Here is a 24,136-nt window from a genome sequence, read left to right as displayed (position 1 = left end):
TTATAGCAAGGTAATTGCTACATAATTTCATATTGATTCATCTTCGGGGCAGGGTGTAACTCCCGACCGGCGGTAATAAAAGTTATAACTTCTGACCATTTACTTGGAGGAATTTATGTCGAACTTTTCGAGCCCGCGAGCCACTTTTGTGTGCAGGATTTGGTGCAATTCCAAAGCCGACAGTATAGTCTGGATGGGAGAAGGTGAAGGTACGGTCGTCATTTTTTGAAAATGCCGTGCTTTGCAGTACTTATTTCTAATTCCTTATTTGTAAACGGAATATTTTTCGTATACAAAAAACAGGAATTGCTGCAAATGCACAGATAGACCCTTTATTTAAGTGTGCCTATTTCTCCCTTATGCTCTAGTTTAGCATAAGGGTTTTTTCATGGAATGATTTGATACGTCCTTTCTTCTTGCGAGATGGAATCAGCAAAGAGGAGAGATTTATATGCAAAAAAGAAGTTTAAAGTTACGATCATTCGTAACAATCGCAATGCTGAGTGGGGTTTCATTTGTGCTAATGTTGTTAAACTTCCCACTACCATGGTTCCCGGTGTTTTTACAAATTGATTTCAGTGATGTGCCAGCATTGATTGCGGCAATTACGATGGGACCTGTTGCAGGTATCCTAGTTGAACTTGTTAAAAATGTGCTTGACTGGATTTACACAGGGGCTCCTGAAGGAATTCCGGTAGGTCATATGGCTAACTTCGCTACAGGTGTATTATTCATTTTACCAGCTTACTATATTTATAAAAAATTCCCTTCTGCAAAAGGGTTAATGACAGGCTTAGTTGTTTCTACAGTTGTAATGTCACTTGGAATGGCGGCATTAAACTACGTGGCGTTCTTACCGCTGTACACGTACTTACTAGGCTTCGAATATAATATGTACGAAACAATCGTGTTAGGTATTTTACCGTTTAATATTGTTAAAGGAATTATGATGTTTGTGGTCGTGACGATGCTTTACCGTTCAATGCGTGTATGGATTGAAAATCAGCGCAGACAATATTTAGCTTAATTAAATAATAAATTATGGAGCGATGTCATAAAAGTGTTAACTTTATGACATCGCTCCTTTTATATTTACTCTTACTATTGTCATTCTGTTATAGGGCTGATATGATATTGTACATTGTTAAGAAAATTAGGACGTTTCATTAAAACACCATGAAATGACATCTTGGGAGAGAATATGATGGACAAGAAAATACCATTTTCAACCTATGCAGTAATCGGAACGATGCTGTTTGGGATGTTTTTTGGAGCAGGAAATTTAATATTTCCGATTCAAATGGGGCAATTGGCAGGGACAAACTATTGGTTTGCGCTAATTGGCTTTTTAGTTACGGCAATTGGTTTGCCGTTTTTAGGAATTCTGGCAATCGGATTGTCGGGAAGTAATGGATTGCGCGATTTGGCAAGTAAAGTACATCCGATGTTTGGATTGTTTTTTGCATTGGCTTTATACTTAACGATTGGGCCATTTTTTGCAATTCCGCGTACAGCAACAGTACCGTTTGTTGTTGGATTTGAACCGTTTATCGATCCTTCACAGGCGACATTGTGGCTTGCGGTATTCAGTTTTATTTTCTTCGCGATCGTTTTTTATTTTTCACTAAATCCGGCGAAGATCATGGACATTATAGGGAAGTACTTAACACCGGCATTTTTAGTATTTTTATTTGTGCTAATCGGTATTAGTCTGTTTTCTCCAATGGGGAAATTCGTTGAGCCTGCTGGAACTTATATTAACGAGGCGTTTATGACAGGTTTTAAAGAAGGCTATAATACGATGGATGCACTTGCTTCGCTTGCGTTTGGTATTGTTGTCATCCATGCGATAAAGCGAACAGGGATTACAGATAAGAAAGAAATTGCAAAAGCGACTTGGAAATCAGGTATTTTCGCAATGGCATTAATGATGCTGATTTACGGTCTGATTGCTTACATGGGAGCATCGAGTATAACGGCGATTGGTACATTTGACAATGGCGGTCAAATTTTTGCTGCGGTTGCCGATCATTATTTCGGCTCATACGGAGCAATTTTGTTGGCGATTATTATTGTACTTGCATGTTTAAAAACGAGTATTGGGCTCATTACTTCATGCAGTGAGTTTTTCCATGAAGTGTTTCCGAAAATCAGCTATAAAACATTTGTAGTCCTATTATGTGTTGTTTCATTTATCATTGCAAACTTTGGATTAACAAATATTATTACATATGCAATTCCAGTGTTGATGTTCCTTTACCCTCTGGCAATAGTGTTAATAATACTGGCGCTTCTAGGACCGCTATTTCACTACAAAAGGACTGTATTTGCAGGGTCAATTTTACTCGTATTCTTTATTAGTATAATTGATGGGTACAATGCGTTAATCGGAAGTGTGCCGGCATTTGAAGTGAGTGTGCTGTCTTCTATTTCAGCTTTTTACGCAGATTACCTACCGCTCTATTCCATTGGTTTAGGGTGGATTGTTCCGGCGTTAGTAGGAGCGGTTATCGGATTATGTATTCCGAATCGCACGAATGAAATCAATACGGATTAAAAAATGGTTGTGTAAAAGGAAAATTTCCTTTTACACAACCATTTTCTGTTTTAGTGGATATTTTGCTTTTTAAAGCTTCCACCTTTAACTTCGACTACTTCGTATACTGTCACAAAGGCATTCGGATCGATTTCTCGAATAATACCCTTTATCTTACTTTCTTCCATCCGGTTGATTACACACGTAATTTCTTGAAATTCCTGATGGGAGTATGCACCGTATACTGTGCTGAAAGTCGCGCTTCTTCCTAAACGATCTCGAATTGTTTCGACCATTTTAAGCGGCTCTTTTGTAATGATTTTATATGTTTTAGAGCCGCTAAGTCCTTCTTCAACAATCAAGATAACTTTTGATGCGATATAATAAGCAATTGCCGATAACAAAGCACCTTTAAAGCCGAATACAAACGATACAATGATGAAAACGAAAAAGTTTAAAAACAAAATGAGATCACTTGTACCGAAAGGCAATTTTCTCGATAGTAACACTGCAAGCATGTCTATCCCATCAAGAGCGCCACCATTACGAAGCGCTAACCCCATACCAATACCTAAAATAATTCCCCCTACAACTGTAATAAGCAATGCATCGCCAGTAATAATAGTTGGAACATGGTGCATAAGCGAAGTACCAATTGCTAATGATGTGATACCGATAACGGAGTTGATTGCGAAGGTTTTTCCAATCTGTTTATATCCTAAGTAAATAAACGGAATGTTTAGTATGGCGATCAGCAGGCCTAATGATACTGGTGTTAGCTGAGAGATGACAATACTAATCCCCGTGATTCCACCATCCGATACGTTATTTGGTATTAATACTGCTTCTAATCCGTAAGCAGCGATTAAACCGCCAATAATAACGATGATTTTTTGTCCGATTGACTTTGCTATGTGTTGCTTTGACATAAAATTCCCCCTCAATATACGGTAACAATTATACATGAATAATAGCGATATTACTTTTCATTGCCCCATTTTTTCAAAAAAAAGCTATCGGGAAAAACAATGCTTTTTCCTGACAGCTTTTATGGGAATTTTGGGAATTATTTATTTCCTATTTCTGATTCAATTAAATCCTCCAAAGATTTTGCGTTTTCCAGAGCTTCGGCAGGGATTGTTATTGTTGGTACTGTATTAAAATCTGAATATTTCATAGTTGATTTACTTTTTATATTCATTACAACACCTTCCAGGTTCATGCCGAATCCGAAGTCCATTACCATTTCTTCTATATCAAATGTTTCCTTATTAATTTTGATTTCATAAGAAAAATTATCGTATTTTAAATTTTTCATATCGGCCAGTACTTCCTCGTCCAAACCTAAGTTCATGGCAGACATTTGTTCTTGTATAAGAGCGGTAAAGTTATCTCCAGTACCTTTCAAATTTAATGTATAATACCCATCCGTTTCTTTGATATTGAAATCGGTTGCAAATTTCTGCAACATTTCTAATTGATCAGCAGCATTAATTTGTGCGCCAGCTTGCGTTAATATTTCTTCAAACATGTCGGCAGGATAATTAATCCAAGTTTCTGACGTGCCTTCATACATATACATGCCATCTTTTTCTGTCATATACATTTTTAAAGGCATATCAATCGATTCGCCTGTTGTTGGCTCGACCATAGACATTGTTCCTTCAATGAAGAACTGCATAGGTTTATTGACAATTGACATATCCATTTTTCCGTTAGTATCGATTTTTATACGTTCTTCCCCATCTTGGATATCCATCGATTGTGTCATTGTCATTTTTGCTTTCATGCTAGTTGTAGCTTGTTGTTTTTCGATTGCCTTTGTGAAAATGGTTTTTAATAGCGCTGAATCCGTTGAAGACGCTTCTGTATCACTTTCTGTGAATTCGTGTACTACATTGAAAATGAATGTTGCTAGTTGACCGCGTGTTATCGATTTCTCTACACCAAATTCCGTATCACTTATGCCTTTTGCAATACCGTATTCATATAAAGCTGTAACGACATAAGCGTATTCATTATCCCCAGTCACATCATGAAAAGGGCTGTCGCCTTCAGCTTTTAAATCCAATGCTTTAGCGAGCATATAAGCAAATTCCCCACGCGTAATTGTTTCATTTGGCTTGAAAGTGTTATCTTCATACACTTTAATTGCATCGAGTGCAGTCAATGCTGCGATAGAACCGTAGTACTGATGTGATGCCGGAATATCGGTGAACTTAGGATTGACCACATTTTCCGTATCAAGACCAAGTGCACCGGCAATAATTTTAGCTGCCTGTCCACGTGTCACATTCTGCGCGGGTTTAAATGTTCCATCTGGATAACCACTAATAATTTCGGCTGCATGCAATTCTGTAATCGCCTTAAAATGTATGTTGTTTTCAGCGACATCTGTGAAATTTACGGCAGCTGAAGCTGGGGCTACCGTTGCTGTTGTCATTGCTAATGAAGCAACTGCAAATGTGTAAAACTTCTTTTTCATACTAAATATCCTCCTTGTCCTAAGCAAATATTCATATGTGTCATGCGTAATTTGCAAAAGACTTTATCTTAATTCGGCAGCTGTTTTCGTGCAGCTAATGAATTAGAAACAAAGTAAGTGACCGGCAGGAAAGATGGATAAGCTTCCGGGTAACGGAAAGTTAATTTCTATTATTTGTAAGAGTAGTTAAGTATTTTTTTAGTATGCCAGATCACATATATCCATTATATATTAATATCTTATAATTATTTCAATAAAGTCCATAATTTTGAAATATATTTGTATTTTAATTATGACTGTGACATGGACTGTAATAATCAGGTGGAACTAACTTAAATGTAAACAACTTTTAAAAATAGAGGAAAGCTCACATAAAAAAGAATGAAACTTCGGTGACCGTATGCTAATTGCTGTTCTTGGCGTACGGTTCTTTTTGTGGAATTAAAATGTTCGAATTATGCGATTAAATTATTCTAAAAACGATATGTTAGTTTTTATAACATTAGATTGACAAAGAACATTACATTGATTTAAAGTAAATGGTAAGAAGAGGGAGGCGAGATAATGAGTCGAGAGTTTCGAAGAGCGATGCCGTTACTGCCGATTAGCATGGTTATGCAATTGACGGAATTAACGGCTAGACAAATTCGTTATTATGAAGAACATGAATTAATCGTCCCTGCCAGATCAGAAGGGAATCGAAGGATGTTTTCTCTTGATGATATTGATGCATTGCTGGAAATAAGAGAGCTACTCGACCAGGGCATTAATATGGCGGGTGTCAAAAAGGTATTTGCAATGAGATCGAAAGAGTATGTAAAGAAACCTGACGTGGTACGCGTGACAGATACAGAATTGCGGACTATATTGCGTGAAGAAATGCTGCAGGCGCAGCGCATGCAAAAAACATCGCTACGTCAAGGCGATTTATCGCGTTTCTTTCAATATAAAACTGAGTAGGACCAACTAAAAAGGAGAGTGTTGAAGTATGGCAAATGTAATGGTGAATGGAACAAGCAAAGCAACGAAAGAAAGCATTAAAAAAATTGTAGCCGATAAAAATGTTAAATTTATTCGTCTGCAATTTACCGATATTTTAGGAACAATCAAAAACGTTGAAATTCCGGTAAGTCAGTTAGATAAAGCGCTGGATAACAAAATGATGTTTGACGGTTCTTCAATTGAAGGTTTCGTGCGTATTGAAGAATCTGACATGTATTTGCGTCCGGATTTAGATACTTTCATGATTTTCCCATGGACTGCAGAAAAGGGAAAAGTTGCCCGATTAATTTGTGACATCGCACGTCCGGACGGCTCTCCTTTTGAAGGGGATCCGCGCTCTAACTTAAAAAGAATGTTAAAAGAAATGGAGGAATTAGGTTTTACAAGTTTTAACTTAGGACCTGAACCAGAATTTTTCTTATTTAAATTAGATGAAAAAGGCAACCCGACATTAGAACTAAATGATGATGGTGGTTACTTCGACTTGGCACCAACAGATTTAGGGGAAAACTGCCGTCGCGATATCGTATTGGAACTTGAGGAGATGGGCTTTGAAATTGAAGCATCACACCATGAAGTAGCTCCGGGTCAACACGAAATTGACTTCAAATATGCCAATGCGGTGGAAGCATGCGATAACATTCAAACGTTCAAATTAGTAGTAAAAACAATTGCGCGTAAACATGGCTTACATGCGACATTTATGCCAAAACCTTTATTCGGTGTGAACGGTTCAGGAATGCACTTCAACTTATCGTTATTCCAAGGAAGCAAAAATGCGTTTTGGGATGAAGGGGAAGACTTACAGTTATCAAAAACAGCGAAACATTTCTTAGCAGGTGTATTAAAGCACGTTCAAGGATTTACAGCGGTGACGAATCCGACTGTCAACTCATACAAACGTTTAGTACCAGGCTATGAAGCACCTTGTTATGTGGCATGGTCACCAAAAAACCGTTCACCATTAGTACGTATTCCGGAATCTCGTGGTCTATCAACTCGTATTGAATTAAGATCAGTTGACCCATCTGCAAACCCGTACTTAGCAATGGCTGTTATTTTGGCTGCAGGATTGGATGGCGTGAAAAATAAAATCGAGCCACCAGCACCGGTTGACCGAAACATTTACGTGATGGATGCTGAAGAGCGTGCAGCTTATGGTATTGCAAGTTTACCAGGTTCATTGGATGCAGCATTAGCTACTTTAGCGAAAGATGAAGTAATCATTGATGCATTAGGTGAACATATTTATGCAAACTTCAAAGAAGCAAAAGAAGTGGAGTTTGATATGTTCCGCACATCTGTACACCAGTGGGAACGCGACCAATATATGAAGATGTACTAAGAAGAAAGCGTTGTGGCTGCATGCTCCAACGCTTTTTTCATTAAACAATATTTAAGATTTTTATTTCATCCTAATGTTGTAGAGTTTTTTTCTCCTTTTCTCTCTAAAATGTGGTAAGGAGGGGATGTAAATGAAACAGTGGACAGAAACATTACATGTAGCACAATTTCGTATCGCACGGCCAACTGATCAAATAGAACAGATTGAACGTTTTTATTGTGAAGGTCTTGGTCTTAAAAAACTTGGCGGCTTTAAAGGACATCGAGGGTACACTGGTATTATGATTGGTTTACCGGATGCATCGTATCATCTGGAATTTACTGAACATATTGATGGGAGTCCATGTCCTGCACCAACGGAAGATAATTTGCTCGTATTTTACATGCCTAATGCCGAACAAATTCAAGCAGTGAAGTCTCGACTCGCTAGTATGGGCTACTACGAGGTGCCGCCTGAAAATCCGTATTGGGAAGAAAAAGGTGTGACGTTTGCGGACCCGGATGGCTGGCGAATAGTATTGATGAACACAGAGGGGATTTAATATCTGGGTAAACAGTATATAGGTCAAAACCTGCACTACGAGGACGCACCACTAAATGAAAATATATTAAAAAGAAAGCGTTGGGGCTGTATGCTCCAACGCTTTTCATTAATAAAACATAAATATGGCAGATCCATATTACGAACCTGAACAACATTATTTATGTATTCTCTCTATTTTACGCAGCAGTATCTGAATACTTATTAAGTAATTCATCTAATTCTTGACTGCAATGTACTACTTCAGGGTGTGTGAATCCTAGATCATTTGCTTTTTTGTACATGTCTTTTCTTTTAGATTCAATTCTTATTCTCAATCTTAGTCTAAATATTTTTTTGAAAAATAAAAATTTCATTGCTAAATTTATGTTCCTTTCTGAAGTATTACGCTGTTTTATATTTTCGAATTAAATATAATAGCGCTTATTCATCGTATCCTATTAAGAAATAATAAAGTGTCGAATCGTGGTAGAAATATAAAGTTCATAAATTTGTAAAAATTAGGTGTATTATACAAAAATAATTTCATCTCATATTGACTTCAATTATGAAACGAAATAGTTAAATTAAAGTGTTGATTTAAAGCGTTTATTTTCCTGTTTTTTGAAAATTTACCTTTTAGTTTGTAAAATATTAATTGATAGATTATTCTAATAAAGTACCCAATAAATCGAAATTTAGGTTTGTAACCGTTTTCAATGTCGATATATAGAAGGGGGAGGGGATTACATATGTTGCAGGCATTAAAAGTTGGATTTCTCATCGAACGCTCTAACCGAAAAAATATTGTTGCGTTACTCGCAGTGATCGTTATTGTGTTTGGATGTATGTTTTTTATTAAGGCAGAGTCAGTAGGGGATCAGCTCAATGAAAAAAGAGGCGACTACTATAGTTCGCGTGCTGTATTATCCAAGTTCCAAGTTCAGGATGCCTCAAGGGACGGGGATGGCAGTGATTTATTTAAAAATCTGACACAGCAGAAAAGTGCCGTGGCCTTACAAATTGCTTCATTAACTGTAGAAAACTATCCGATGTATTATGAAGCTTCCTATCGTATTGCTGAGTTGCGGCAACAGGCTTTTGATATGGAAGAGTACGAAAAAGTGAAGGATTTGCTGCCTACAAAGTTTCAAAATTCAATGAATTACTTATATTTTAAAGTGATGTACGAATCGGGCAAAAATACGATTAGCGATCTATCTCATTACATACCGTTTTTGTTGTATTTCTTTAGTTTAGTAGGTGTTGGCTGGTACATATTTATGAGTTTCTATACGAGTTCGATTTTACTGGATGATTTTGAGCATTCAAGCATTATTAAAGGTTACCCGGTCCGATTTGACCAATATGTAATATCCAAATGTATCATTGCCTTTTTGTATGTTGTCGCATTTATTGCGCTCATCTTTATTAGTGCTTCACCCTTGTTATTCAATGGATTGGGTGAAGGCTCTGAACAAGTGGCCGTTTATTTCGGAGAGCCGACATTAATTTCAAGTGTGTACTATATTGTACTTTGCATTGTCTATATGTTTGTCATTTCGATATTTGTAATGCTTTTGTCCATTATTTTAAATGTACTGCTGAAAAATATGTATTTGACATTGTTTGTTCATTTGATTCTATTTTTTTTACCGGTTATTTTCCCTTCAATTATTAGTGTGTTCCCGTACAATCCGTTCCATTTCATGAACTTCAATGAAATTTTAAATGGAATGCCGTTGGATTTAGTGCGTCCTGTGGATGTAACGATGAATATCGGGTTACTGATTATGAGTATTTGTATTTTAATCATGTTATTCGTCATTAAAACATTCTTCTCTACAGGAAAAATAAAAAGGGCCTAGGGGGGAAAGAAATGTACGGATATTTTAAATTTGAACTGAAACAGTTTTTTACGAATAAGAAAAACTTGGCGATCTATTTTCTGCTGGCATTTGCTGCGATATTTTATGCGTTTAAGATTGCACCTGCCTATGATCCTATTGAAAAGGTCGACAGGGAGGAAATTGAAGCCCGCTATTTAACGCGTCAGGAATTTATTGATGATTTAAGTAAGAGGGATTTAAGGGAAATACATCCGACATCAGTTAGAGCATATTATGATTTTGCTGATATCAACCCGCTGGATAAGGCAAGAATGGATGCCCTTGATGCAAATGATCTGAAAAAGTATGCGGAAGTAACAAGCGACTGGTATATTCAAATGAACTATTTGACATTTTATAATGAAAACCTTTTCTATAATGACCGATATTATGTGGCAGACAGGGAATTTGCAAATGTTGAAGGTGCTTTAAATGCGATGGATCAACATTTCCGGTACGGTGCTTTTAATGAGGCTAATTACGAATTGTCGATTGGTGTTTTTGAACAGCGTACGGCATTGCAGACGTTTGAGCGACTTCTGAAAGGTCCGCTTCCTTTAATATTAATTATTTGTACCTTATTACTGGCGATCGATATTGTGACGAAGGATCGTCGTCACCCGTCTGTGCTGAAAGGCTTTCCGATTGCCGACTGGAAGAAGCTGCTCGTAAAAATAGGTATTGCTTTTATCGGCAGTATCACATTATTTGTACCTTTACTTATTGGTTTTATGATAATCGGGGCTCAATCAGGTTTCGGCCATCTTAAACTGCCATCACCCGAGTATGCTTTTAATTTCTTGCAATGGGGGAATGAGAGTTTAGCTAATATGATGACATTAGGCATGTTTTTGGGTCGGTCTTTATCATTACTGATTGTATGGTTCATTGTCATAATCAATGTTGTAATTTTATGCAGTGTACTGTTCCGCCAAGAAATGGTGAATTTGGCAGTCGGACTATTGGTCAGTTTTGGCGAAAAGTTTTATATAAGCCGCGGTATCGGATATTTTTGGGAAGTGGAAAAAGTTCCTACTACGTATATCCATGTCGGAAAAGTTGTATCTGGTTATCAGAACTATTATTTAGGAAGTGAGAATGTAGATTATCAATACGGCCTGCTATTATTGACAATATGCGCGGTTATTCTATTGGTGATTGTGTTGCTCATTTCACTTATTAAACGTTTCAAGCTTGTAAAATAAGGGGGGACAACGAATGATTGCTATTGAAAATATTACCGTTCAGTTTGCTGATAAAAAAGTGCTAAACGATATTTCGATCAAGTTTGAACAAGGCGAAATGATCGGGCTAGTTGCACCGAACGGAACCGGTAAATCTACTTTGATGAATGTCATTATGAACTATTTGCCGCCAACAAGCGGAAAAGTATCATTTAACGATAATCTTAGCTATTCAAATAAATCCAGTGAGGTAAAAATCCACAAGTTTGTGTCGATGATGCCGGATCAAAGCGATTTATATAATCATTTAAGCGGACGTGCCCATTTAAAAATGTTCGCAACGATGTGGAAGTCTGATCCGAAACTGATCGACGAAACAATTGAAGCGCTGAATATGGGCCATTATGTAAATAAGAAAACTGGGACTTATTCACTCGGCATGCGTCAGCGGCTTTGTTTTGCGATGCAAATTGTGGCGAATACAGACATTATGATGATGGACGAAGTAATGAACGGACTTGATCCGAATAATATTGAAGTGATTTCTAGGATTTTAATGAAGAAAAAGGCTGAGGGGAAAATGATCATTATCGCTTCGCACTTGCTTGATAATCTGGAAAAATATGCGGACCGGATTTTCCTGTTTAATGAAGGGAAGCTGGTCGATACAAATGAAATCATTGAAGGGTTCAGTCAGGCGAAAATTAAAACAGTACGGGTAAAAAATATGGAAGAATCCGTAAAAGCGCTCCTAAAGGAGAAATATCCGCTAATCGAGCAGCAAACACTCGTTACGGATATGACACTGCTGCATCTCCCTAGTTCGGAACCGATGCTGTTAAGCGATCTGACTGAATTTTTGGTGGATAACAATGTAATGGACTTTGCATTTGGCAAAGTGACATTGAATGATTTATATGCCCTTTACTATCATGAAGTTATATAATAAAAAGCCTTCGTCAATCAATTTTGACGAAGGCTTTATTTATAACGAACAACAAGTTTGAATGGTATGCTTGTAAGTTATAAAAGAGTATAAATTTTACTTTTTAAACATTTAATTTTTTCTTCCAGTTCAATGAGAAGATACTTGAAGAAATAACAACTACGAATAACGTAATTACCGTAATAAATACGATGTAGTAAGAACCAGTTGTATCGAAAATATAACTGAATAAAGTAGTACCGACCGCAACACCTAATGTTGAAGCAGACATGATTGTAGTATAAATGGATGCATAGTCTCTACCGCCAAATACTTCACGAATAACCATTGGAGGTAAAAGGGTAGACCCTGAGAAACCGATACCGAATAATAATGCACCTAAATACATCATACCGATGCCGAATGAATCAGAGAACAGTAGCGCAATCGTACCTAAAATACCACTGCCGATACCTGTCAATAATGCTAATTTAACGCCAAATTTATCGTTAACCGCACCGATCAGGAACTTCCCGCCCGTTTGGCCGATCGTCACACATGTAACACCTGTAGCGGCCATTGCAGCAGAGAAACCAACTGACTGGATAAAGTTTGGTACGTGGAAGCCAACTGTAGATGCTAAACCAAATAAACCTGTAAATCCTAAAATTAAATAGAATGGAATTGTTTTGATGGCAACTTTCTTCATTACCCCAGTTTCAGGTTGTGCTTGTACAGCCTCTTTATTTGTTGTTTCTTCAGCACCATAAGGCTGTTTGTTCATATCTTCGGGTTTTGAACGAATAACGAATAATGTAAACGGCAAAATTAATAGGGCAATACATACACCTAAAATCATGTATGTTGGACGCCAGCCGATTGATTCGATTAACGCACCAGTGATTTGAGCGAAAATCGCACCACCAATACCCATGAAAGCCATTGCAAAACCTAATGCCATACCGGCTTTTGCTTTAAACCAATTGTTGATTAGTAATGGAATCGTTCCATAAATTAAGAATGTACTACCGATACCAAGTGCTACACCTGAGATGTAGAAATTCCAGGCAGATGTATAGAAGCCCATTAATCCGAATGCGAGTGCATTTATAATACCAGCTATTGTTAAAATATAACGAACATCGAATTTATTTAGAAACTTCCCAGCGAACGGTAAGAAAATTGTTACCGTTAAATACATAATTGATGTATACAAACTAATATCAGATACACCAACACCGAAATCTTGTGCAACAGCGCGATATAATAGACCAGCACAGCTTACGATGATCCCGACACTTGCCGCATAAATCGCAGCACTTGCGATCATGATCCACCATGCATAGTGCGTTTTTCCTTGTTTTTTCATGCTATCTCCTTTGATGTATAAGAGAAGCAAGTGAATTGCTTCTCCTCTTCATTTTTGTAAAATCATTTATTGAATTGTGAAACCGCCATCAATTGTTACCGCAGTACCGCTCATAAATTTCGCTTCATCAGATGCTAAAAATACAGCTAAGTCTGCTACTTCTTCAACTTGACCAAATGTACGTGTCGGTACAGCTTCTTTAGAAAGACCAGCTAAAACGTCTTTTACTAAAGGTGTTTCAATTGTACCCGGGCAAATTGCATTGATTTTAATACCGTAGCGAGCGTATTCGCTAGATAAATGTTTTGTGTAACCGATTGCACCATGTTTAGAAGCTGTATATGCTGCTCCACCTTTACCTGCAACTAAACCGGCAACTGAACAAATATTTACGATTGCACCAGTTTGACGCTCAATCATGCTTGGTAATACAGCGTTACAGAATTCGAACATGCTTGTTAAATTAATATCAATTAAAAATTTCCATTGATCTAATGTAGTTTCAAGCGATTTTTGATACTTGTCGAATACACCTGCATTGTTTACTAGTACATCAACTGGACCGAATGTTTCTTCTGTCACTTTAATGCAGTTTAAAATGTCTTCTGTTTTCATGACATTTACCGGTACAGCGATTGCTTCGCCGCCAGCTGCTTTAATCTCTTCTGCAACAGCTTTTGCCCCTTCCAGGTTTAAGTCTGCAACAACGACTTTTGCCCCTTCTTTAGCAAAACGAATTGCTTCGCCTTGACCCATTCCTGATGCTGCACCTGTAATTATGGCAACTTTATTTTGTAATCGCATAGTAGATCTCTCCTTAAGTCAATTTTTTAATAATTGCTTGCGCGCAATTTATATCTTAAACTTATGGTACATATAATTAAAAATACTTATTTCTTATGTTGATATAACTTAAAGTTATTTAGAGGAGGCAATTTGAATGGATTTAGTGAAACTGCGCTATTTTTATGAAACAGCGAAAGTACAAAATATGTCACATGCCGCAAAAGAACTTTTAATTTCACAACCGGCATTAAGTAAGGCAATTGCGCAGCTGGAGGAAGAATTGGAGATGGATCTTTTTTACCGTAACGGCAAACGCATTACACTTAATTCAAATGGTGAATTTTTATTTAAACGAGCGGAACGAATTTTTGCGGAAATCCTGGATCTGGAGCGAGGTTTACGTGAATTTCGTGAGCAGGGCAATGGGGAATTGTCCATTGTTACAACGTTACCATATACATTTACGAATATATTAAATGAATTTTTAAATTTTTATCCATCCATTAAATATAAGCAAGTGCCTTTATCGAAGGATAATCTTGAACAATTTATCGAATATGGAAAATTTGATTTGTGTATCACAACGGAAAAGTTGAATCACCCGAATGTGGAGTGGCTTCCTTTGTTCAACGAGGAAATATTTTTAACGGTACCTTCGACATACCCGGAAGCTGAATTGGAGTCGGTTAACCTTTCCGAATTGCGTTCTTTACCATTCATTGGTCTGACTGCTGAATACCGTTTTCGGCAGCTGACGGATGATTTTTGTCGGGAGAACGGTTATACACCTGAATACCAAGTGGAAGTAGAGGAAGCGACGACGATACTTCAGCTTGTAAAGAATGGTCGTGGTGCTGCCTTTACACCTGAAACGTCGATGAGTATGTATGATGATAAAATCAGGCATATCCGAATTGAAAATGGAGAATTTACTCGGACAATTGGATTATTAAAACATAAATATACGTATACTACAGCCATTTCTAAAGCATTTATTCAGCATTGTTATAATTATTTTGAGAGTACACATAAATAACCCTTTAAAAGACGAATTCCCCGCCTATTGAACATAGACGGGGGACATTTTATTAGGGGGAGTTGATTGTTTTGTCGAACAATGTATTGTAATAGTTTAGAAGTCATTCGTTGAGCAGAACTTAATAAACTATAATTCGTCCAAATTTCCTCCCAGAAATTTGATGGCTTTGAATTTTAAAGTTGGAGGCTGTAAAATCCTAAGATAGACTGAGTAAAAGTCCTGAATTACAAAATCGTAACTTAAATTCGAGAGTGAAACGAATTTAAATTAGGTTATTTATGCAGAGACAAATATCTTTTGCACAAGTAAAATATACATGGATTTTTTTATTATGAAAAATACTTATTTTTTATTCTGATATAACTTTTGGTTATTAAGGGAGCACTATATAAAATCAAAACGCCATTTCCTATTAAAGAAATGGCGTTATTGATTATATGATGAATGGGGGATTGTATCGTAGTGCAATATAAAATGACAAATAATTTTTAAGTTAAATGATTCAATACTTCATCAATGCAATGGATGGTGCAGATGCAATGGTGGAGGGATGAGCCAGCCTTTTGATTTGTTTAGGCGCAATAGCTTTGCTCCAAGCTGTGCCTTAGCCGTATGGAATTGACCATACATCATTCCGATATCTTCTCGCATTGTCATACCCATAGCCTGACTGCAAGCAACTAAACCGGCAGCGACATCTACAGATAATGCTGCACTTATTTCAGGATCATTGAATCTTGCTCCTGGCGGGATATTTTCGATTCGTGCTTCAGGACGTTCTGGTGGTGCAGGAGGAAGTCCAACTCCATTTAATTTAAGAATTTTTTCTAATTGCTTAACTTCATCTCTTGCAAATTGGATAAAGTCTTCAATTATTTTTTTCAAGTCCTGGTCACCGGCATGATTATAAAAAGTCTGATACCCTGCAATCATACTGTAACCTGCAGCCAAACTTGTCCAAATGTTAAAAACTTCTCCATAATGTAACGGTTCGTCTTTTGGGTTACCCGTTAATATTCCCATCATTACACTTCCTTTCAAAATTAGGTGAATTTCATACAACGGTAGTATGAGCAACTAAAGTGTTTTAATTCATTTTTAATTGAAAAAAATACTATACATCACCTGACTTTGAAAAACGAAAAACAATTCATCATTAGAATGAAAAGTTTGATAAATGACAAAAAAATAAGACGCTTGCTACTGAAATAGAATAGCAAACGCCTTATTTGAATGTAATTAATATGTATAAAGTGGTAAGTCAATCAGTAACGAGTAATGTTGAAGTAAACGGGATTTACTTCAACTCGTTAATAAAATAAAGCTATTTTTATAAATTAGTTAGTAGGACCTTGAACTCTTTTGTAAATTTCTTTTTCGATTTCTTCTTTTGGCTTTTTAAGCGCAATTTCCAAGACATCTAATATAATTGTTGAGAGTTGCTGTAAAATTTGGGAGTCTTGAGATGTAATTTTTTTCTCTTCTTTTTGTAATTCCAAATCTTTTCGTAGGAGTGTATTCATTAATTGGGCAGCTTCTAAATGATTATTCGCACCTAAGATTTCTGCGTGATTTCTTTGGCGGTTTGTACTGCGGTCATTCCATTCGCTTGGTTCATTCGAAAAACAATCCATAATTTGAACTGCTTCATCATAGCTCAATAATTTTTCAAGTTGTGAGTTTTTACTCTCAACTGGATGATATAGTGTTACTCCCGGTCTGATTTTTGATTGCATAACATAGTAAAGCATAGGTTCTCCTGTGAAGTTTTGTTCTATAATACCCTCAATCTGGCAAATACCATGGGATTTATAAAACGTTAAGTCACCAATTTTATACATATATACGCCTCCGGAAAAAGTTATACATTTAATAATAAAGTAAATTACCGTTCAAGTCAACTAAGTTGACTTGAATATCCTATTAGTATTATGAACTTGAATTAATATATTAGCTTTAGTATGATGCTTGAGACTATTTAAGAATTATGTTGACAGAAAAAAGGGGGGAGAAGCAATGATTGACTTTATCGAATTATTGTATCGCCAACATAAACAATTACGCCAAAAGGCAGAAATTATGTGGAATGAAAATAATGACCTTCATATAACGAGTTCCGAATGGTTTGTACTGAAAAACATATATGAGGGCTACGTATCGGTACCCGAATTAGTAAAACAGTTAGACATTTCAAAGCAGGGGGTTCATAAATTTGTGACTTCCTTACAAGAAAAAAAATTAATTACGACCGAATTAATAAAAGGCTCGAAAGTTCAAAAGATGGCACATTTGACCGAGAAGGGAATCGTTATTTTTAATGAAAGCAAAAAGATGGAGCTTGAAATAGAAAAGATGGTAAGGGACACGATCGGGGATAAAGAATATGAACTGCTGCTGGAAATGCTCAAAAAGCCGCTCCTGAAAATTTAAATCCGATAATTTGGAAATGAAGATAACTGAAAAACCGCACGAAAGAATATTTCCTTCATGCGGTTACTTTAATATAGTATAAATCTTATTTAAAAGAACCTTCAAAAACAATTTCGTTTAACGGACGTCGACCTGATGGTGTTTCACGTGCCTGTAATTCAGGAGACAGCATTTCTTTGTCGCCTTTGTAACCAATTGCTATTGCTAAATGCACATCAAATGTATCCGGAATGTTAAACGTCTCTTTTGCCACATCTTTATGAATACCGCTCATTGGATGTGTGATTAAACCTTCCTTAGCTGCCTGAAGCGACAAGAAGCCCCATGCTGTCCCTGCATCAAACTCATGTGAACCTTTTGTATTGTCAGAAACGACTAATACTAAAACAGGTGCACGTTTTGCCCATACTAAATTACCTTCCATTAAAACAGGGTGGAATTTTGCTAAATCCTCTTCTGTTTTCGCTACGATAAAACGCCAAGGTTGGTTATTGCCTGCTGAAGGAGCCCAACGAGCTGCTTCAAATAAACGGTTTAATACATCTTCTGCAACAGGTGTGTCTGCATAAGCGCGCGGTGACCAACGATTTAAAAATACGTCAGAAATGTCGTGTTCCGCTGTTCGAAATTCTTTTGCTTGTAATACCATAAAAAAATCCTCCTAGTTCTATGTAATACATCTCCTATAATAACCAACGCTAAAATACAATTGCAAACAAAACGATTACAAAAAGTAAGTAAATAATTTTTAGTTAGCTAATGTGGCTAGTTATTGAAAATATGCATCTACCCATAAATATTTGTTAAGGCAGATAAAGTTGAGTTTATAGTAGACAAAACCGATTTTTTGCTATATACTAAGGTCAATGAGATAGTTATAAGACATTAAATTCACCTATTACAAAAAGTATTTCGTGGTTTAGTTGGTACTTTTTGTAATATGTGAATTTTTTTCTTTTTGAAGAATTGCGATCTTATTAAATTTAATTAATTGGAGGTCATTTATTATGACACAAGGTACAGTAAAATGGTTTAACTCAGAAAAAGGTTTCGGTTTCATCGAAGTTGAAGGCGGTTCTGACGTATTCGCTCACTTCTCAGCTATTCAAGGCGACGGTTTCAAAACTCTTGAAGAAGGTCAAAAAGTTGAGTTTTCAGTAGAAGACGGTCAACGTGGACCACAAGCTACAAACATCGTAAAACTTTAATTTTAATGATGTAACTATAAAAGAGGGATCCTTTCATTAGGATTCCTCTTTTTTTGAGTATTTTTAGACAAAAATAAAGCAGTTCAAATTTATGGGGAAGTAAATTTGAACTGCTATTAATTTTGCTTATTTTTTAAAGTTTAGCCGACTAAGTTATGCTTAACTACTTCATAAGCTTGGCAAATATTTTTGTAAGCATCTTTATGCTCAGCGATCATTTCAACTGCAATTTCATATAAATCAGAAGAGTCTGTTGTAACTAAATCGTTTAGTACAGCTGCTTCCATTTTCTCTACAAATGATAAAATTTCTGTATTCATAATTCCATCTCCGAATCTGTTTGTTGTTACTCTTAATATACAGTAAACAGACGTCTGACTTCAAAGGGAATGGGGGTGAAAACGGGTAAAAATTTTAAAGTTTGACGATAAAATGAACTTAACAAATTTTAGCTCTTTGAAAGCGTTTTTCTAAAAATTGTCCAAATATTACATAAAAAACTGTTTCAAAAGAGTTCTTCTGAAACAGTTTTTTAGCATCTTTATAGGTTTACTACATCGGAAAACACGGCATCCATACCAAGTGATTCCATTTGCCGGGCTATTGCTGCATCATTTACTGTATAAGTTCTGACAATCATGCCGTTCTTAATTGCTTGCTGAACAATGGAGCGCATCCCGTAGTAGTAGGGGATATGTATAGCATCAGCGCCAAGCTCCTTTACATAATCCTCTATGTTTACAATAAGCGAAGCGAATAGCAGCGCGGTTTTCACATTTGGCATGATTTGCTGGAAACGCGCAATGCTTTCATGATTGAAGGAAGAAATAATGACACGGTCTTCTAAATTAAAAGCATGAATTTCATTTGCAATGAGCGCTTCAATCCCGGGGTATTCAAAAATATCAGACTTTATCTCGATATTAATTTGAAAGGGGGTTGATTTAAAAATAGCCAAAGTTTCCGCTAATGTAGGTATTTTTTGACCTGCAAACTCCGGAGCAAACCATGAGCCATAGTCGAATGCTCGCAACTCTTCCAGTGTCATATCCTTTACATAGCCTTTACCTGTAGAAGTACGGTCAATTGATTCATCATGAATAACGACTAACTGGTTGTCCTTTGTTAAATGGACATCAAATTCAACTCCCCAAATGTCCATCTTTGCAGCTTCCTGAAAAGCGATCATCGTATTTTCAGGGTAGTTGGCACTGTAACCACGGTGAGCGAGAATCTTCATATTATTCACTTCTCCTATTTTTCGCAAGCAATCCCGTCTTTATCGCGATCGCTTTTCGCATTTAATTTGTAAAGCTCAGCTGATACGAAAGGTTTATATTTTGTTTTCCCGCCTTTGTTCGTAGTTTTGGCATCTTTCGCAACGCCGCCTTTATATACCTTATTTAAATCAGTGCAATTTTTATAAGCAACTGCTTTTGTAGCTGCTTCTGCTTCTATTGCCGAAAGTGAGAAACCGCCTATTAAAACAGCTCCCATTAATAATCCTGAAATGTACTTTTTCACTGAAAAACCCTCAATAAACAGTATTTTCTTTTCCAGTATTTTAACATATAAAAAAGCGAATTCACAAGGGAGGTAGTGAATTCGCTTTAGATTAACCCATAATATTATAACCGCTATCGATATAAATCGTTTCGCCTGTCACACCGCGGGATAGGTGGCTTAACATCACAATTGTCATGTCAGCTACTTCTTCCTGATTTGTGTTGCGTTTTAACGGAGAAGTTTCTTCGATTTTGTGCAGGATCTGATTGAAGCTAGGAACACCTTTTGCTGCCAATGTACGGATTGCTCCGGCAGAAATCGCATTAACACGAATATTATCCGCACCGACATCGGCTGCCAAATAGCGCATTGAAGCTTCCAGTGCTGCTTTCGCAACGCCCATTACATTGTAGCCGTCAAGAACACGCTGTGCACCTAAATAAGACATCGTTACGATAGAACCGCCTTCTGTCATATAAGGTTTTGCAGCTTTTGTTACAGCGATCAGCGAATAGGCACTCGTATCTTGTGCAAAGGCATAGCCATCGCGTGTTGTTTCGACGAATCGGTTGTGCAGATCTTCGGCATGTGCGAAGGCAACAGAGTGGATAATTCCATGAATTACTTTAAATTGCTCACCGATTTGATTGAATGCTTTTTCAATACTTTCGTCGCTGTTTACGTCACATTCAATCACTGTTGCATTGTGCTCTTCATAATTTGTTAATAATTTTTCGATTTTTCCTTTTGAACGTTCTTTACGATATGTGAAAATTACATTTGCTCCGACATCAAATAGTCGTTTCGCGATGCCCCAAGCAATACTGCGCTCATTGGCAACACCCATTACGACAATATTTTTCCCTTTTAATTGCAATAAATCCATAACGACACCCCTAAAATGATTAGTTAATATTAGTACCTACTACTAATATTAACTATAACATCTCGATTATAGATTCGCAATGAGAAAAAAGAGCAAAATAAAAAACGACCCTTGAAAGGAATCGTTTCGTATGTTTGTATACTATTCGAATTTTAATGAGTCGCCGTCAAATGTTTCATCTGCAACTTTAATTGAGTCAGTTGGACAGCCTTCAAATGCATCTTGCATATCTTCTAGTAGATCTTCTGGAACTTCAGCAGTACCCATGTTATCATCTAAAATAACGAAAGCGATTCCTTCATCATCATAATCATAAATATCCGGTGCAGCAGCGCCACAAGCGCCACATGCGATACAAGTATCTTTATCTACGATAGTATATTTTGGCATTGTTACCTCTCCTTTATCCGTTCGTTTCCATAAAGCTCTTACTTATTCTAATGGTGTTTTCGGCACTTTTCAACCTAATACTACGAAAATGAGGGATTTGATATGCTAATCCAACAAATTCTTTTAAAAATTTTACATACTTTTCAACAGGAACGTACTGTTTCCGCAGCCTATCATTTATTGAAAGGGAAGCGGTCAGGACAGACAATTCATGATGTGGGACTCTTTAATTTATATTCCTATTTTGGTCTGCTCCCAAAACTAGCTCGTCATAAATTTGATGAGCAAATTGATCTCATGTTTGCCAAGAGTATTATTATAATAGAGGAAAACGGTTTTTATACAATGACGGACAAAGGAAAACAGCTTGCTTCACAGCCGGTGCCTCTTTCTTTTGATGGCTGGCATTATCGCGGCAATGAACATATGTTTTTCGGCAGGCTTTCGCTTATTATTCAAAGTCTGTCACATCAGCTCCATCATAAAAAAGCGTTTATACCGATAGAAAGAAATGAACAGACACAGCAATGGGTACGTCAATTTTTAGTGCGCCACCATTATCAGAACGGCTTGCTGCAACAAGCAATTTACAGAGAAATGACGGCAAGCTTATCCGAAATTGCAATTGAAGAAAACATGAAAGATATACTCATGTATCGATTAACCGGCTATAATGAACCGGGATTTACTTGGCAGCAACTTGCATTTGGCTATAATATGCAGGAAATGGATGTTCAACTGCATTACATAAGCGCATTGCATACTTGGTTGAACGAATTGTACCGTGAAAAAACACAATACCCGATATTAAATGAAATTATGCAAAATATACGTGTAGAAGTAGTGTTGACTGCTTCGACAAACTCAACCGCCCAGTTATACAGATCGGGGAGAACATTGGAAGAAATCAGTCATATTCGTCGATTAAAAATGAGTACGATTGAAGATCATATTGTCGAACTTGCAATGAATGAACCGAACTTTTCGATTGAGCCATTTGTAACAAGTGAAGAACAGAAACAAATTCTGGCTGCAGTTGAAGGTTATGACACGAAACGATTAAAAACGTTGAAGGAACTACTGCCGCAGCTAAGCTATTTCCAACTTCGGCTAACGCTGGCGAAAGGAGCGACACCAACATGAATTTACAAAGTGCCTTAAAGCGATATTTCGGCTATGATGCATTCCGTCCAGGACAAGAAGAGATCATTAACAATATTATTGCTGGTAAAGATGTTGTTGCCATTTTACCAACCGGGATGGGGAAATCCCTTTGTTACCAGCTGCCGGGCTATTTATTTCAAAAACCGGTCCTTATTGTGTCGCCGCTTTTATCGCTCATGCAAGACCAGGTCGATCAGTTGAAGCAAATGGGGGAAAAGCGGGTTGTGGCATTGAATTCCTTTTTAACTCCAGACCAGAAAAGGTATGCCCTACACTATTTGGAAGAATACCGATTTATTTTCGTATCTCCTGAAATGCTGTTGCAGCCTCAAGTAAAGGCGAGAATCCAAGGAATGGAACTTTCATTAATTGTTGCGGATGAAGCACATTGCATTTCACAGTGGGGATTTGATTTTCGTCCGGACTATTTACGGATTGGCGAAATATTATCGGAATCGAAGCGTCCGCCAATCCTTGCGTTATCAGCGACAGCAACAGATACGGTTTTGGCAGATATCCAGTCTTATTTAAAAATGAATTCACCTTTTCACTATATGCATGATGTGAACAGGGAAAATATTCATCTAGTAAAAAAACTGTTCTCAGAGCGTGAGGAAAAGATGGAATGGATTATTGAACATGTTAAAAATACAGCCGGCCCGGGCATAATTTATACACAATCCCGGTCAAAAGCAGAGGCGATCAGTTTACAGCTTCTACAGCAAAATATTTCGGCGGCTGCTTATCATGCCGGGAAGGAAGCGCAGGACCGCCAGTTTATACAGCAGCAATTTTTAGCGGGTCAGCTTGAATGGATTGTTGCGACAAATGCATTTGGTATGGGTGTCCATAAAGAGAACGTCCGTCAAGTCATTCATGAAACAATGCCTGCAACGTTGTCGAATTATATGCAGGAAATTGGGCGGGCAGGTCGCGATGGCAAGAAAGCTGTAGCCTTTTTGTTATATTGTGATGGTGATGAGCAATTTGCAAAGTTTATCGCTTCAGAAGATTTGCCTAAAAATATACATGTTGACCGATTCACAGAAGTGATAGCAGCCGGGGAGCAGCCGCAGTCATTACTTGCAAACGGAGAAATGTCAGAAGTGGTTTTCCGTGTTTTAAGTTATTGGCTGGCACGTGAATCAGCCGAGGAAGTAAAGAGCCGGATGCTGAATTTACAGATTAAGAAATTTGAAGAAGTCCGACTTGTATTAAAGCTTATTGAACATTCGGATTGTATGCGAAAGCAAGTAGTTCAGTACTTTGGACAGCAATTAACAGAGCAGCAGGAAAATTGTTGTTCCAACTGTGGGATCGACCTGTCTCAACTTGTTGAAGAGAGAGATATTTCAAAAACTATGATTAAAATGACAAATTGGCAACACCGTCTCAAGAAAATATTGTTAATAAACTCTTAATCTACTATCGAACCGTTTACTTTTATGTAGAAATTGGTCATAATAAAGTTAT

26 protein-coding genes and 1 riboswitch are annotated in these 24,136 nt (G+C 37.0%); of the genes, 13 read left to right on the top strand and 13 right to left on the bottom strand.

The genetic code is table 11. The features are described from left to right. Window positions 1-35 precede the first annotated feature (35 nt). A riboswitch (FMN riboswitch) is annotated at window positions 36-209 on the top strand. A gap of 242 nt (window positions 210-451) precedes the next feature. Both ACQKN3_RS08120 and brnQ read left to right on the top strand, forming a co-directional pair. Further along, window positions 452-1,027 carry an ECF transporter S component gene (locus ACQKN3_RS08120; RefSeq protein ID WP_427710689.1) on the top strand — a complete coding sequence of 192 codons (576 nt, stop codon included), beginning with the start codon at window positions 452-454 and terminating at the stop codon, window positions 1,025-1,027. 177 nt (window positions 1,028-1,204) lie between these two features. Then, complete coding sequence (brnQ, locus tag ACQKN3_RS08115; RefSeq protein WP_251688952.1) at window positions 1,205-2,557, top strand: branched-chain amino acid transport system II carrier protein; 1,353 nt, start codon at window positions 1,205-1,207, stop codon at window positions 2,555-2,557. A gap of 50 nt (window positions 2,558-2,607) precedes the next feature. Here the strand turns inward: brnQ and ACQKN3_RS08110 are convergent, their stop codons facing one another. Both ACQKN3_RS08110 and ACQKN3_RS08105 read right to left on the bottom strand, forming a co-directional pair. Then, window positions 2,608-3,465 carry a YitT family protein gene (locus ACQKN3_RS08110; protein WP_427710687.1) on the bottom strand — a complete coding sequence of 286 codons (858 nt, stop codon included), beginning with the start codon at window positions 3,463-3,465 and terminating at the stop codon, window positions 2,608-2,610. Between the two features lie 137 nt (window positions 3,466-3,602). Continuing rightward, entirely contained in the window at window positions 3,603-5,021 is a 1,419-nt protein-coding gene (locus ACQKN3_RS08105; protein WP_427710685.1) for a DUF6612 family protein, read from the bottom strand. Between the two features lie 564 nt (window positions 5,022-5,585). Here ACQKN3_RS08105 and ACQKN3_RS08100 point away from each other — a divergent pair. From ACQKN3_RS08100 to ACQKN3_RS08090, 3 genes are all read left to right on the top strand, one after another. Continuing rightward, the gene (locus tag ACQKN3_RS08100) at window positions 5,586-5,981 is read left to right on the top strand and encodes a MerR family transcriptional regulator (RefSeq protein WP_008408113.1); all 396 of its coding nucleotides are present in this window, start codon (window positions 5,586-5,588) and stop codon (window positions 5,979-5,981) included. Window positions 5,982-6,021: 40 nt separating this feature from the next. Continuing rightward, window positions 6,022-7,368, top strand: a complete 1,347-nt coding sequence (glnA, locus tag ACQKN3_RS08095) for a type I glutamate--ammonia ligase (protein WP_427711643.1) — start codon at window positions 6,022-6,024, stop codon at window positions 7,366-7,368. 130 nt (window positions 7,369-7,498) lie between these two features. Then, complete coding sequence (locus ACQKN3_RS08090; protein WP_427710682.1) at window positions 7,499-7,909, top strand: VOC family protein; 411 nt, start codon at window positions 7,499-7,501, stop codon at window positions 7,907-7,909. Window positions 7,910-8,087: 178 nt separating this feature from the next. On the opposite strand, the gene ACQKN3_RS08085 is transcribed toward ACQKN3_RS08090, so the two are convergent. Then, on the bottom strand, window positions 8,088-8,264 hold the full coding sequence (locus ACQKN3_RS08085) for an aspartyl-phosphate phosphatase Spo0E family protein (protein ID WP_251688944.1): 177 nt from the start codon (window positions 8,262-8,264) through the stop codon (window positions 8,088-8,090). Between the two features lie 375 nt (window positions 8,265-8,639). On the opposite strand from ACQKN3_RS08085, the gene ACQKN3_RS08080 reads away from it, so the two are divergent. The 3 genes from ACQKN3_RS08080 to ACQKN3_RS08070 are packed head-to-tail and all read left to right on the top strand — an operon-like array spanning window position 8,640 to window position 11,906. Continuing rightward, window positions 8,640-9,755 carry an ABC transporter gene (locus ACQKN3_RS08080; RefSeq protein WP_427710680.1) on the top strand — a complete coding sequence of 372 codons (1,116 nt, stop codon included), beginning with the start codon at window positions 8,640-8,642 and terminating at the stop codon, window positions 9,753-9,755. A gap of 11 nt (window positions 9,756-9,766) precedes the next feature. Beyond that, on the top strand, window positions 9,767-10,981 hold the full coding sequence (locus ACQKN3_RS08075; protein ID WP_427710679.1) for an ABC transporter permease: 1,215 nt from the start codon (window positions 9,767-9,769) through the stop codon (window positions 10,979-10,981). A 13-nt stretch (window positions 10,982-10,994) separates the two neighbouring features. Beyond that, a complete protein-coding gene (locus ACQKN3_RS08070; RefSeq protein WP_251688940.1) occupies window positions 10,995-11,906 on the top strand; it encodes an ABC transporter ATP-binding protein in 912 nt (303 codons plus the stop codon). Window positions 11,907-12,009: 103 nt separating this feature from the next. Here the strand turns inward: ACQKN3_RS08070 and ACQKN3_RS08065 are convergent, their stop codons facing one another. Then, window positions 12,010-13,254 carry a CynX/NimT family MFS transporter gene (locus ACQKN3_RS08065; protein WP_427710676.1) on the bottom strand — a complete coding sequence of 415 codons (1,245 nt, stop codon included), beginning with the start codon at window positions 13,252-13,254 and terminating at the stop codon, window positions 12,010-12,012. A 66-nt stretch (window positions 13,255-13,320) separates the two neighbouring features. Then, a complete protein-coding gene (locus ACQKN3_RS08060; protein WP_427710674.1) occupies window positions 13,321-14,058 on the bottom strand; it encodes an SDR family NAD(P)-dependent oxidoreductase in 738 nt (245 codons plus the stop codon). A 136-nt stretch (window positions 14,059-14,194) separates the two neighbouring features. Here ACQKN3_RS08060 and ACQKN3_RS08055 point away from each other — a divergent pair, with 136 nt between their 5' ends. Continuing rightward, window positions 14,195-15,076: a LysR family transcriptional regulator gene (locus ACQKN3_RS08055; protein WP_251688934.1), complete on the top strand. Its 882-nt coding sequence runs from the start codon at window positions 14,195-14,197 to the stop codon at window positions 15,074-15,076. A gap of 516 nt (window positions 15,077-15,592) precedes the next feature. Here ACQKN3_RS08055 and ACQKN3_RS08050 read toward each other — a convergent pair. Together ACQKN3_RS08050 and ACQKN3_RS08045 are read right to left on the bottom strand one after the other, a co-directional pair. Beyond that, entirely contained in the window at window positions 15,593-16,102 is a 510-nt protein-coding gene (locus ACQKN3_RS08050; RefSeq protein ID WP_251688932.1) for a DUF3231 family protein, read from the bottom strand. A 314-nt stretch (window positions 16,103-16,416) separates the two neighbouring features. Next, the gene (locus ACQKN3_RS08045; RefSeq protein WP_251688930.1) at window positions 16,417-16,920 is read right to left on the bottom strand and encodes a CarD family transcriptional regulator; all 504 of its coding nucleotides are present in this window, start codon (window positions 16,918-16,920) and stop codon (window positions 16,417-16,419) included. Window positions 16,921-17,095: 175 nt separating this feature from the next. Between ACQKN3_RS08045 and ACQKN3_RS08040 the strand changes: the two genes are divergently transcribed. Next, on the top strand, window positions 17,096-17,509 hold the full coding sequence (locus ACQKN3_RS08040) for a MarR family winged helix-turn-helix transcriptional regulator (protein ID WP_427710670.1): 414 nt from the start codon (window positions 17,096-17,098) through the stop codon (window positions 17,507-17,509). 85 nt (window positions 17,510-17,594) lie between these two features. Here the strand turns inward: ACQKN3_RS08040 and ACQKN3_RS08035 are convergent, their stop codons facing one another. Further along, the gene (locus ACQKN3_RS08035; RefSeq protein ID WP_251688926.1) at window positions 17,595-18,158 is read right to left on the bottom strand and encodes a nitroreductase family protein; all 564 of its coding nucleotides are present in this window, start codon (window positions 18,156-18,158) and stop codon (window positions 17,595-17,597) included. Window positions 18,159-18,516: 358 nt separating this feature from the next. Between ACQKN3_RS08035 and ACQKN3_RS08030 the strand changes: the two genes are divergently transcribed. Continuing rightward, on the top strand, window positions 18,517-18,717 hold the full coding sequence (locus ACQKN3_RS08030; protein WP_008404960.1) for a cold-shock protein: 201 nt from the start codon (window positions 18,517-18,519) through the stop codon (window positions 18,715-18,717). Window positions 18,718-18,857: 140 nt separating this feature from the next. Here ACQKN3_RS08030 and ACQKN3_RS08025 read toward each other — a convergent pair whose 3' ends face one another. The 5 genes from ACQKN3_RS08025 to ACQKN3_RS08005 all read right to left on the bottom strand — a co-directional run bounded on the left by ACQKN3_RS08025 (window position 18,858) and on the right by ACQKN3_RS08005 (window position 21,499). Next, window positions 18,858-19,037 carry a hypothetical protein gene (locus tag ACQKN3_RS08025; RefSeq protein ID WP_251688924.1) on the bottom strand — a complete coding sequence of 60 codons (180 nt, stop codon included), beginning with the start codon at window positions 19,035-19,037 and terminating at the stop codon, window positions 18,858-18,860. Window positions 19,038-19,258: 221 nt separating this feature from the next. After that, the gene (locus ACQKN3_RS08020; RefSeq protein ID WP_427710667.1) at window positions 19,259-19,957 is read right to left on the bottom strand and encodes a glycerophosphodiester phosphodiesterase; all 699 of its coding nucleotides are present in this window, start codon (window positions 19,955-19,957) and stop codon (window positions 19,259-19,261) included. A gap of 14 nt (window positions 19,958-19,971) precedes the next feature. After that, complete coding sequence (locus tag ACQKN3_RS08015) at window positions 19,972-20,214, bottom strand: excalibur calcium-binding domain-containing protein (protein WP_427711641.1); 243 nt, start codon at window positions 20,212-20,214, stop codon at window positions 19,972-19,974. A gap of 118 nt (window positions 20,215-20,332) precedes the next feature. Then, window positions 20,333-21,109: an enoyl-ACP reductase FabI gene (locus ACQKN3_RS08010; protein ID WP_079525816.1), complete on the bottom strand. Its 777-nt coding sequence runs from the start codon at window positions 21,107-21,109 to the stop codon at window positions 20,333-20,335. A gap of 141 nt (window positions 21,110-21,250) precedes the next feature. Continuing rightward, window positions 21,251-21,499 carry a ferredoxin gene (locus tag ACQKN3_RS08005; RefSeq protein WP_008404945.1) on the bottom strand — a complete coding sequence of 83 codons (249 nt, stop codon included), beginning with the start codon at window positions 21,497-21,499 and terminating at the stop codon, window positions 21,251-21,253. 102 nt (window positions 21,500-21,601) lie between these two features. Here ACQKN3_RS08005 and ACQKN3_RS08000 point away from each other — a divergent pair, with 102 nt between their 5' ends. Then, window positions 21,602-22,642 (top strand): helix-turn-helix domain-containing protein, encoded by a 1,041-nt coding sequence (locus ACQKN3_RS08000; RefSeq protein WP_427710664.1) that lies wholly within the window; start codon window positions 21,602-21,604, stop codon window positions 22,640-22,642. Next, window positions 22,639-24,084, top strand: a complete 1,446-nt coding sequence (locus ACQKN3_RS07995; protein WP_427710662.1) for a RecQ family ATP-dependent DNA helicase — start codon at window positions 22,639-22,641, stop codon at window positions 24,082-24,084. Before ACQKN3_RS08000 ends, ACQKN3_RS07995 begins: the two co-directional genes overlap by 4 nt. The last annotated feature ends 52 nt before the right edge of the window (window positions 24,085-24,136 follow it).

It is taken from the genome of Solibacillus sp. NPDC093137 (assembly GCF_050280445.1).
Lineage (GTDB): Bacteria > Bacillota > Bacilli > Bacillales_A > Planococcaceae > Solibacillus > Solibacillus isronensis_B.
Note: the sequence above shows the minus strand (reverse complement) of the source record. Positions and strands in the feature narration are given on the sequence as shown.

Excerpts from the sequence above, each read along its gene's own strand:
- ACQKN3_RS08100 (WP_008408113.1), top strand. The coding sequence starts at position 5,586 with ATGAGTCGAGAGTTTCGAAGAGCGATGCCGTTACTGCCGATTAGCATG.
- ACQKN3_RS08035 (WP_251688926.1), bottom strand. The coding sequence starts at position 18,158 with ATGGTATTACAAGCAAAAGAATTTCGAACAGCGGAACACGACATTTCT.
- ACQKN3_RS08110 (WP_427710687.1), bottom strand. The coding sequence starts at position 3,465 with ATGTCAAAGCAACACATAGCAAAGTCAATCGGACAAAAAATCATCGTT.
- ACQKN3_RS08015 (WP_427711641.1), bottom strand. The coding sequence starts at position 20,214 with ATGGGAGCTGTTTTAATAGGCGGTTTCTCACTTTCGGCAATAGAAGCA.
- ACQKN3_RS08010 (WP_079525816.1), bottom strand. The coding sequence starts at position 21,109 with ATGGATTTATTGCAATTAAAAGGGAAAAATATTGTCGTAATGGGTGTT.
- ACQKN3_RS08070 (WP_251688940.1), top strand. The coding sequence starts at position 10,995 with ATGATTGCTATTGAAAATATTACCGTTCAGTTTGCTGATAAAAAAGTG.
- ACQKN3_RS08105 (WP_427710685.1), bottom strand. The coding sequence starts at position 5,021 with ATGAAAAAGAAGTTTTACACATTTGCAGTTGCTTCATTAGCAATGACA.
- ACQKN3_RS08090 (WP_427710682.1), top strand. The coding sequence starts at position 7,499 with ATGAAACAGTGGACAGAAACATTACATGTAGCACAATTTCGTATCGCA.
- ACQKN3_RS08050 (WP_251688932.1), bottom strand. The coding sequence starts at position 16,102 with ATGGGAATATTAACGGGTAACCCAAAAGACGAACCGTTACATTATGGA.
- ACQKN3_RS08025 (WP_251688924.1), bottom strand. The coding sequence starts at position 19,037 with ATGAATACAGAAATTTTATCATTTGTAGAGAAAATGGAAGCAGCTGTA.
- ACQKN3_RS08030 (WP_008404960.1), top strand. The coding sequence starts at position 18,517 with ATGACACAAGGTACAGTAAAATGGTTTAACTCAGAAAAAGGTTTCGGT.
- ACQKN3_RS08045 (WP_251688930.1), bottom strand. The coding sequence starts at position 16,920 with ATGTATAAAATTGGTGACTTAACGTTTTATAAATCCCATGGTATTTGC.
- ACQKN3_RS08055 (WP_251688934.1), top strand. The coding sequence starts at position 14,195 with ATGGATTTAGTGAAACTGCGCTATTTTTATGAAACAGCGAAAGTACAA.
- ACQKN3_RS08120 (WP_427710689.1), top strand. The coding sequence starts at position 452 with ATGCAAAAAAGAAGTTTAAAGTTACGATCATTCGTAACAATCGCAATG.
- ACQKN3_RS08005 (WP_008404945.1), bottom strand. The coding sequence starts at position 21,499 with ATGCCAAAATATACTATCGTAGATAAAGATACTTGTATCGCATGTGGC.
- ACQKN3_RS08080 (WP_427710680.1), top strand. The coding sequence starts at position 8,640 with ATGTTGCAGGCATTAAAAGTTGGATTTCTCATCGAACGCTCTAACCGA.
- ACQKN3_RS08085 (WP_251688944.1), bottom strand. The coding sequence starts at position 8,264 with ATGAAATTTTTATTTTTCAAAAAAATATTTAGACTAAGATTGAGAATA.
- ACQKN3_RS08020 (WP_427710667.1), bottom strand. The coding sequence starts at position 19,957 with ATGAAGATTCTCGCTCACCGTGGTTACAGTGCCAACTACCCTGAAAAT.
- ACQKN3_RS08065 (WP_427710676.1), bottom strand. The coding sequence starts at position 13,254 with ATGAAAAAACAAGGAAAAACGCACTATGCATGGTGGATCATGATCGCA.
- ACQKN3_RS08000 (WP_427710664.1), top strand. The coding sequence starts at position 21,602 with ATGCTAATCCAACAAATTCTTTTAAAAATTTTACATACTTTTCAACAG.
- ACQKN3_RS08075 (WP_427710679.1), top strand. The coding sequence starts at position 9,767 with ATGTACGGATATTTTAAATTTGAACTGAAACAGTTTTTTACGAATAAG.
- ACQKN3_RS08060 (WP_427710674.1), bottom strand. The coding sequence starts at position 14,058 with ATGCGATTACAAAATAAAGTTGCCATAATTACAGGTGCAGCATCAGGA.
- glnA (WP_427711643.1), top strand. The coding sequence starts at position 6,022 with ATGGTGAATGGAACAAGCAAAGCAACGAAAGAAAGCATTAAAAAAATT.
- brnQ (WP_251688952.1), top strand. The coding sequence starts at position 1,205 with ATGGACAAGAAAATACCATTTTCAACCTATGCAGTAATCGGAACGATG.
- ACQKN3_RS07995 (WP_427710662.1), top strand. The coding sequence starts at position 22,639 with ATGAATTTACAAAGTGCCTTAAAGCGATATTTCGGCTATGATGCATTC.
- ACQKN3_RS08040 (WP_427710670.1), top strand. The coding sequence starts at position 17,096 with ATGATTGACTTTATCGAATTATTGTATCGCCAACATAAACAATTACGC.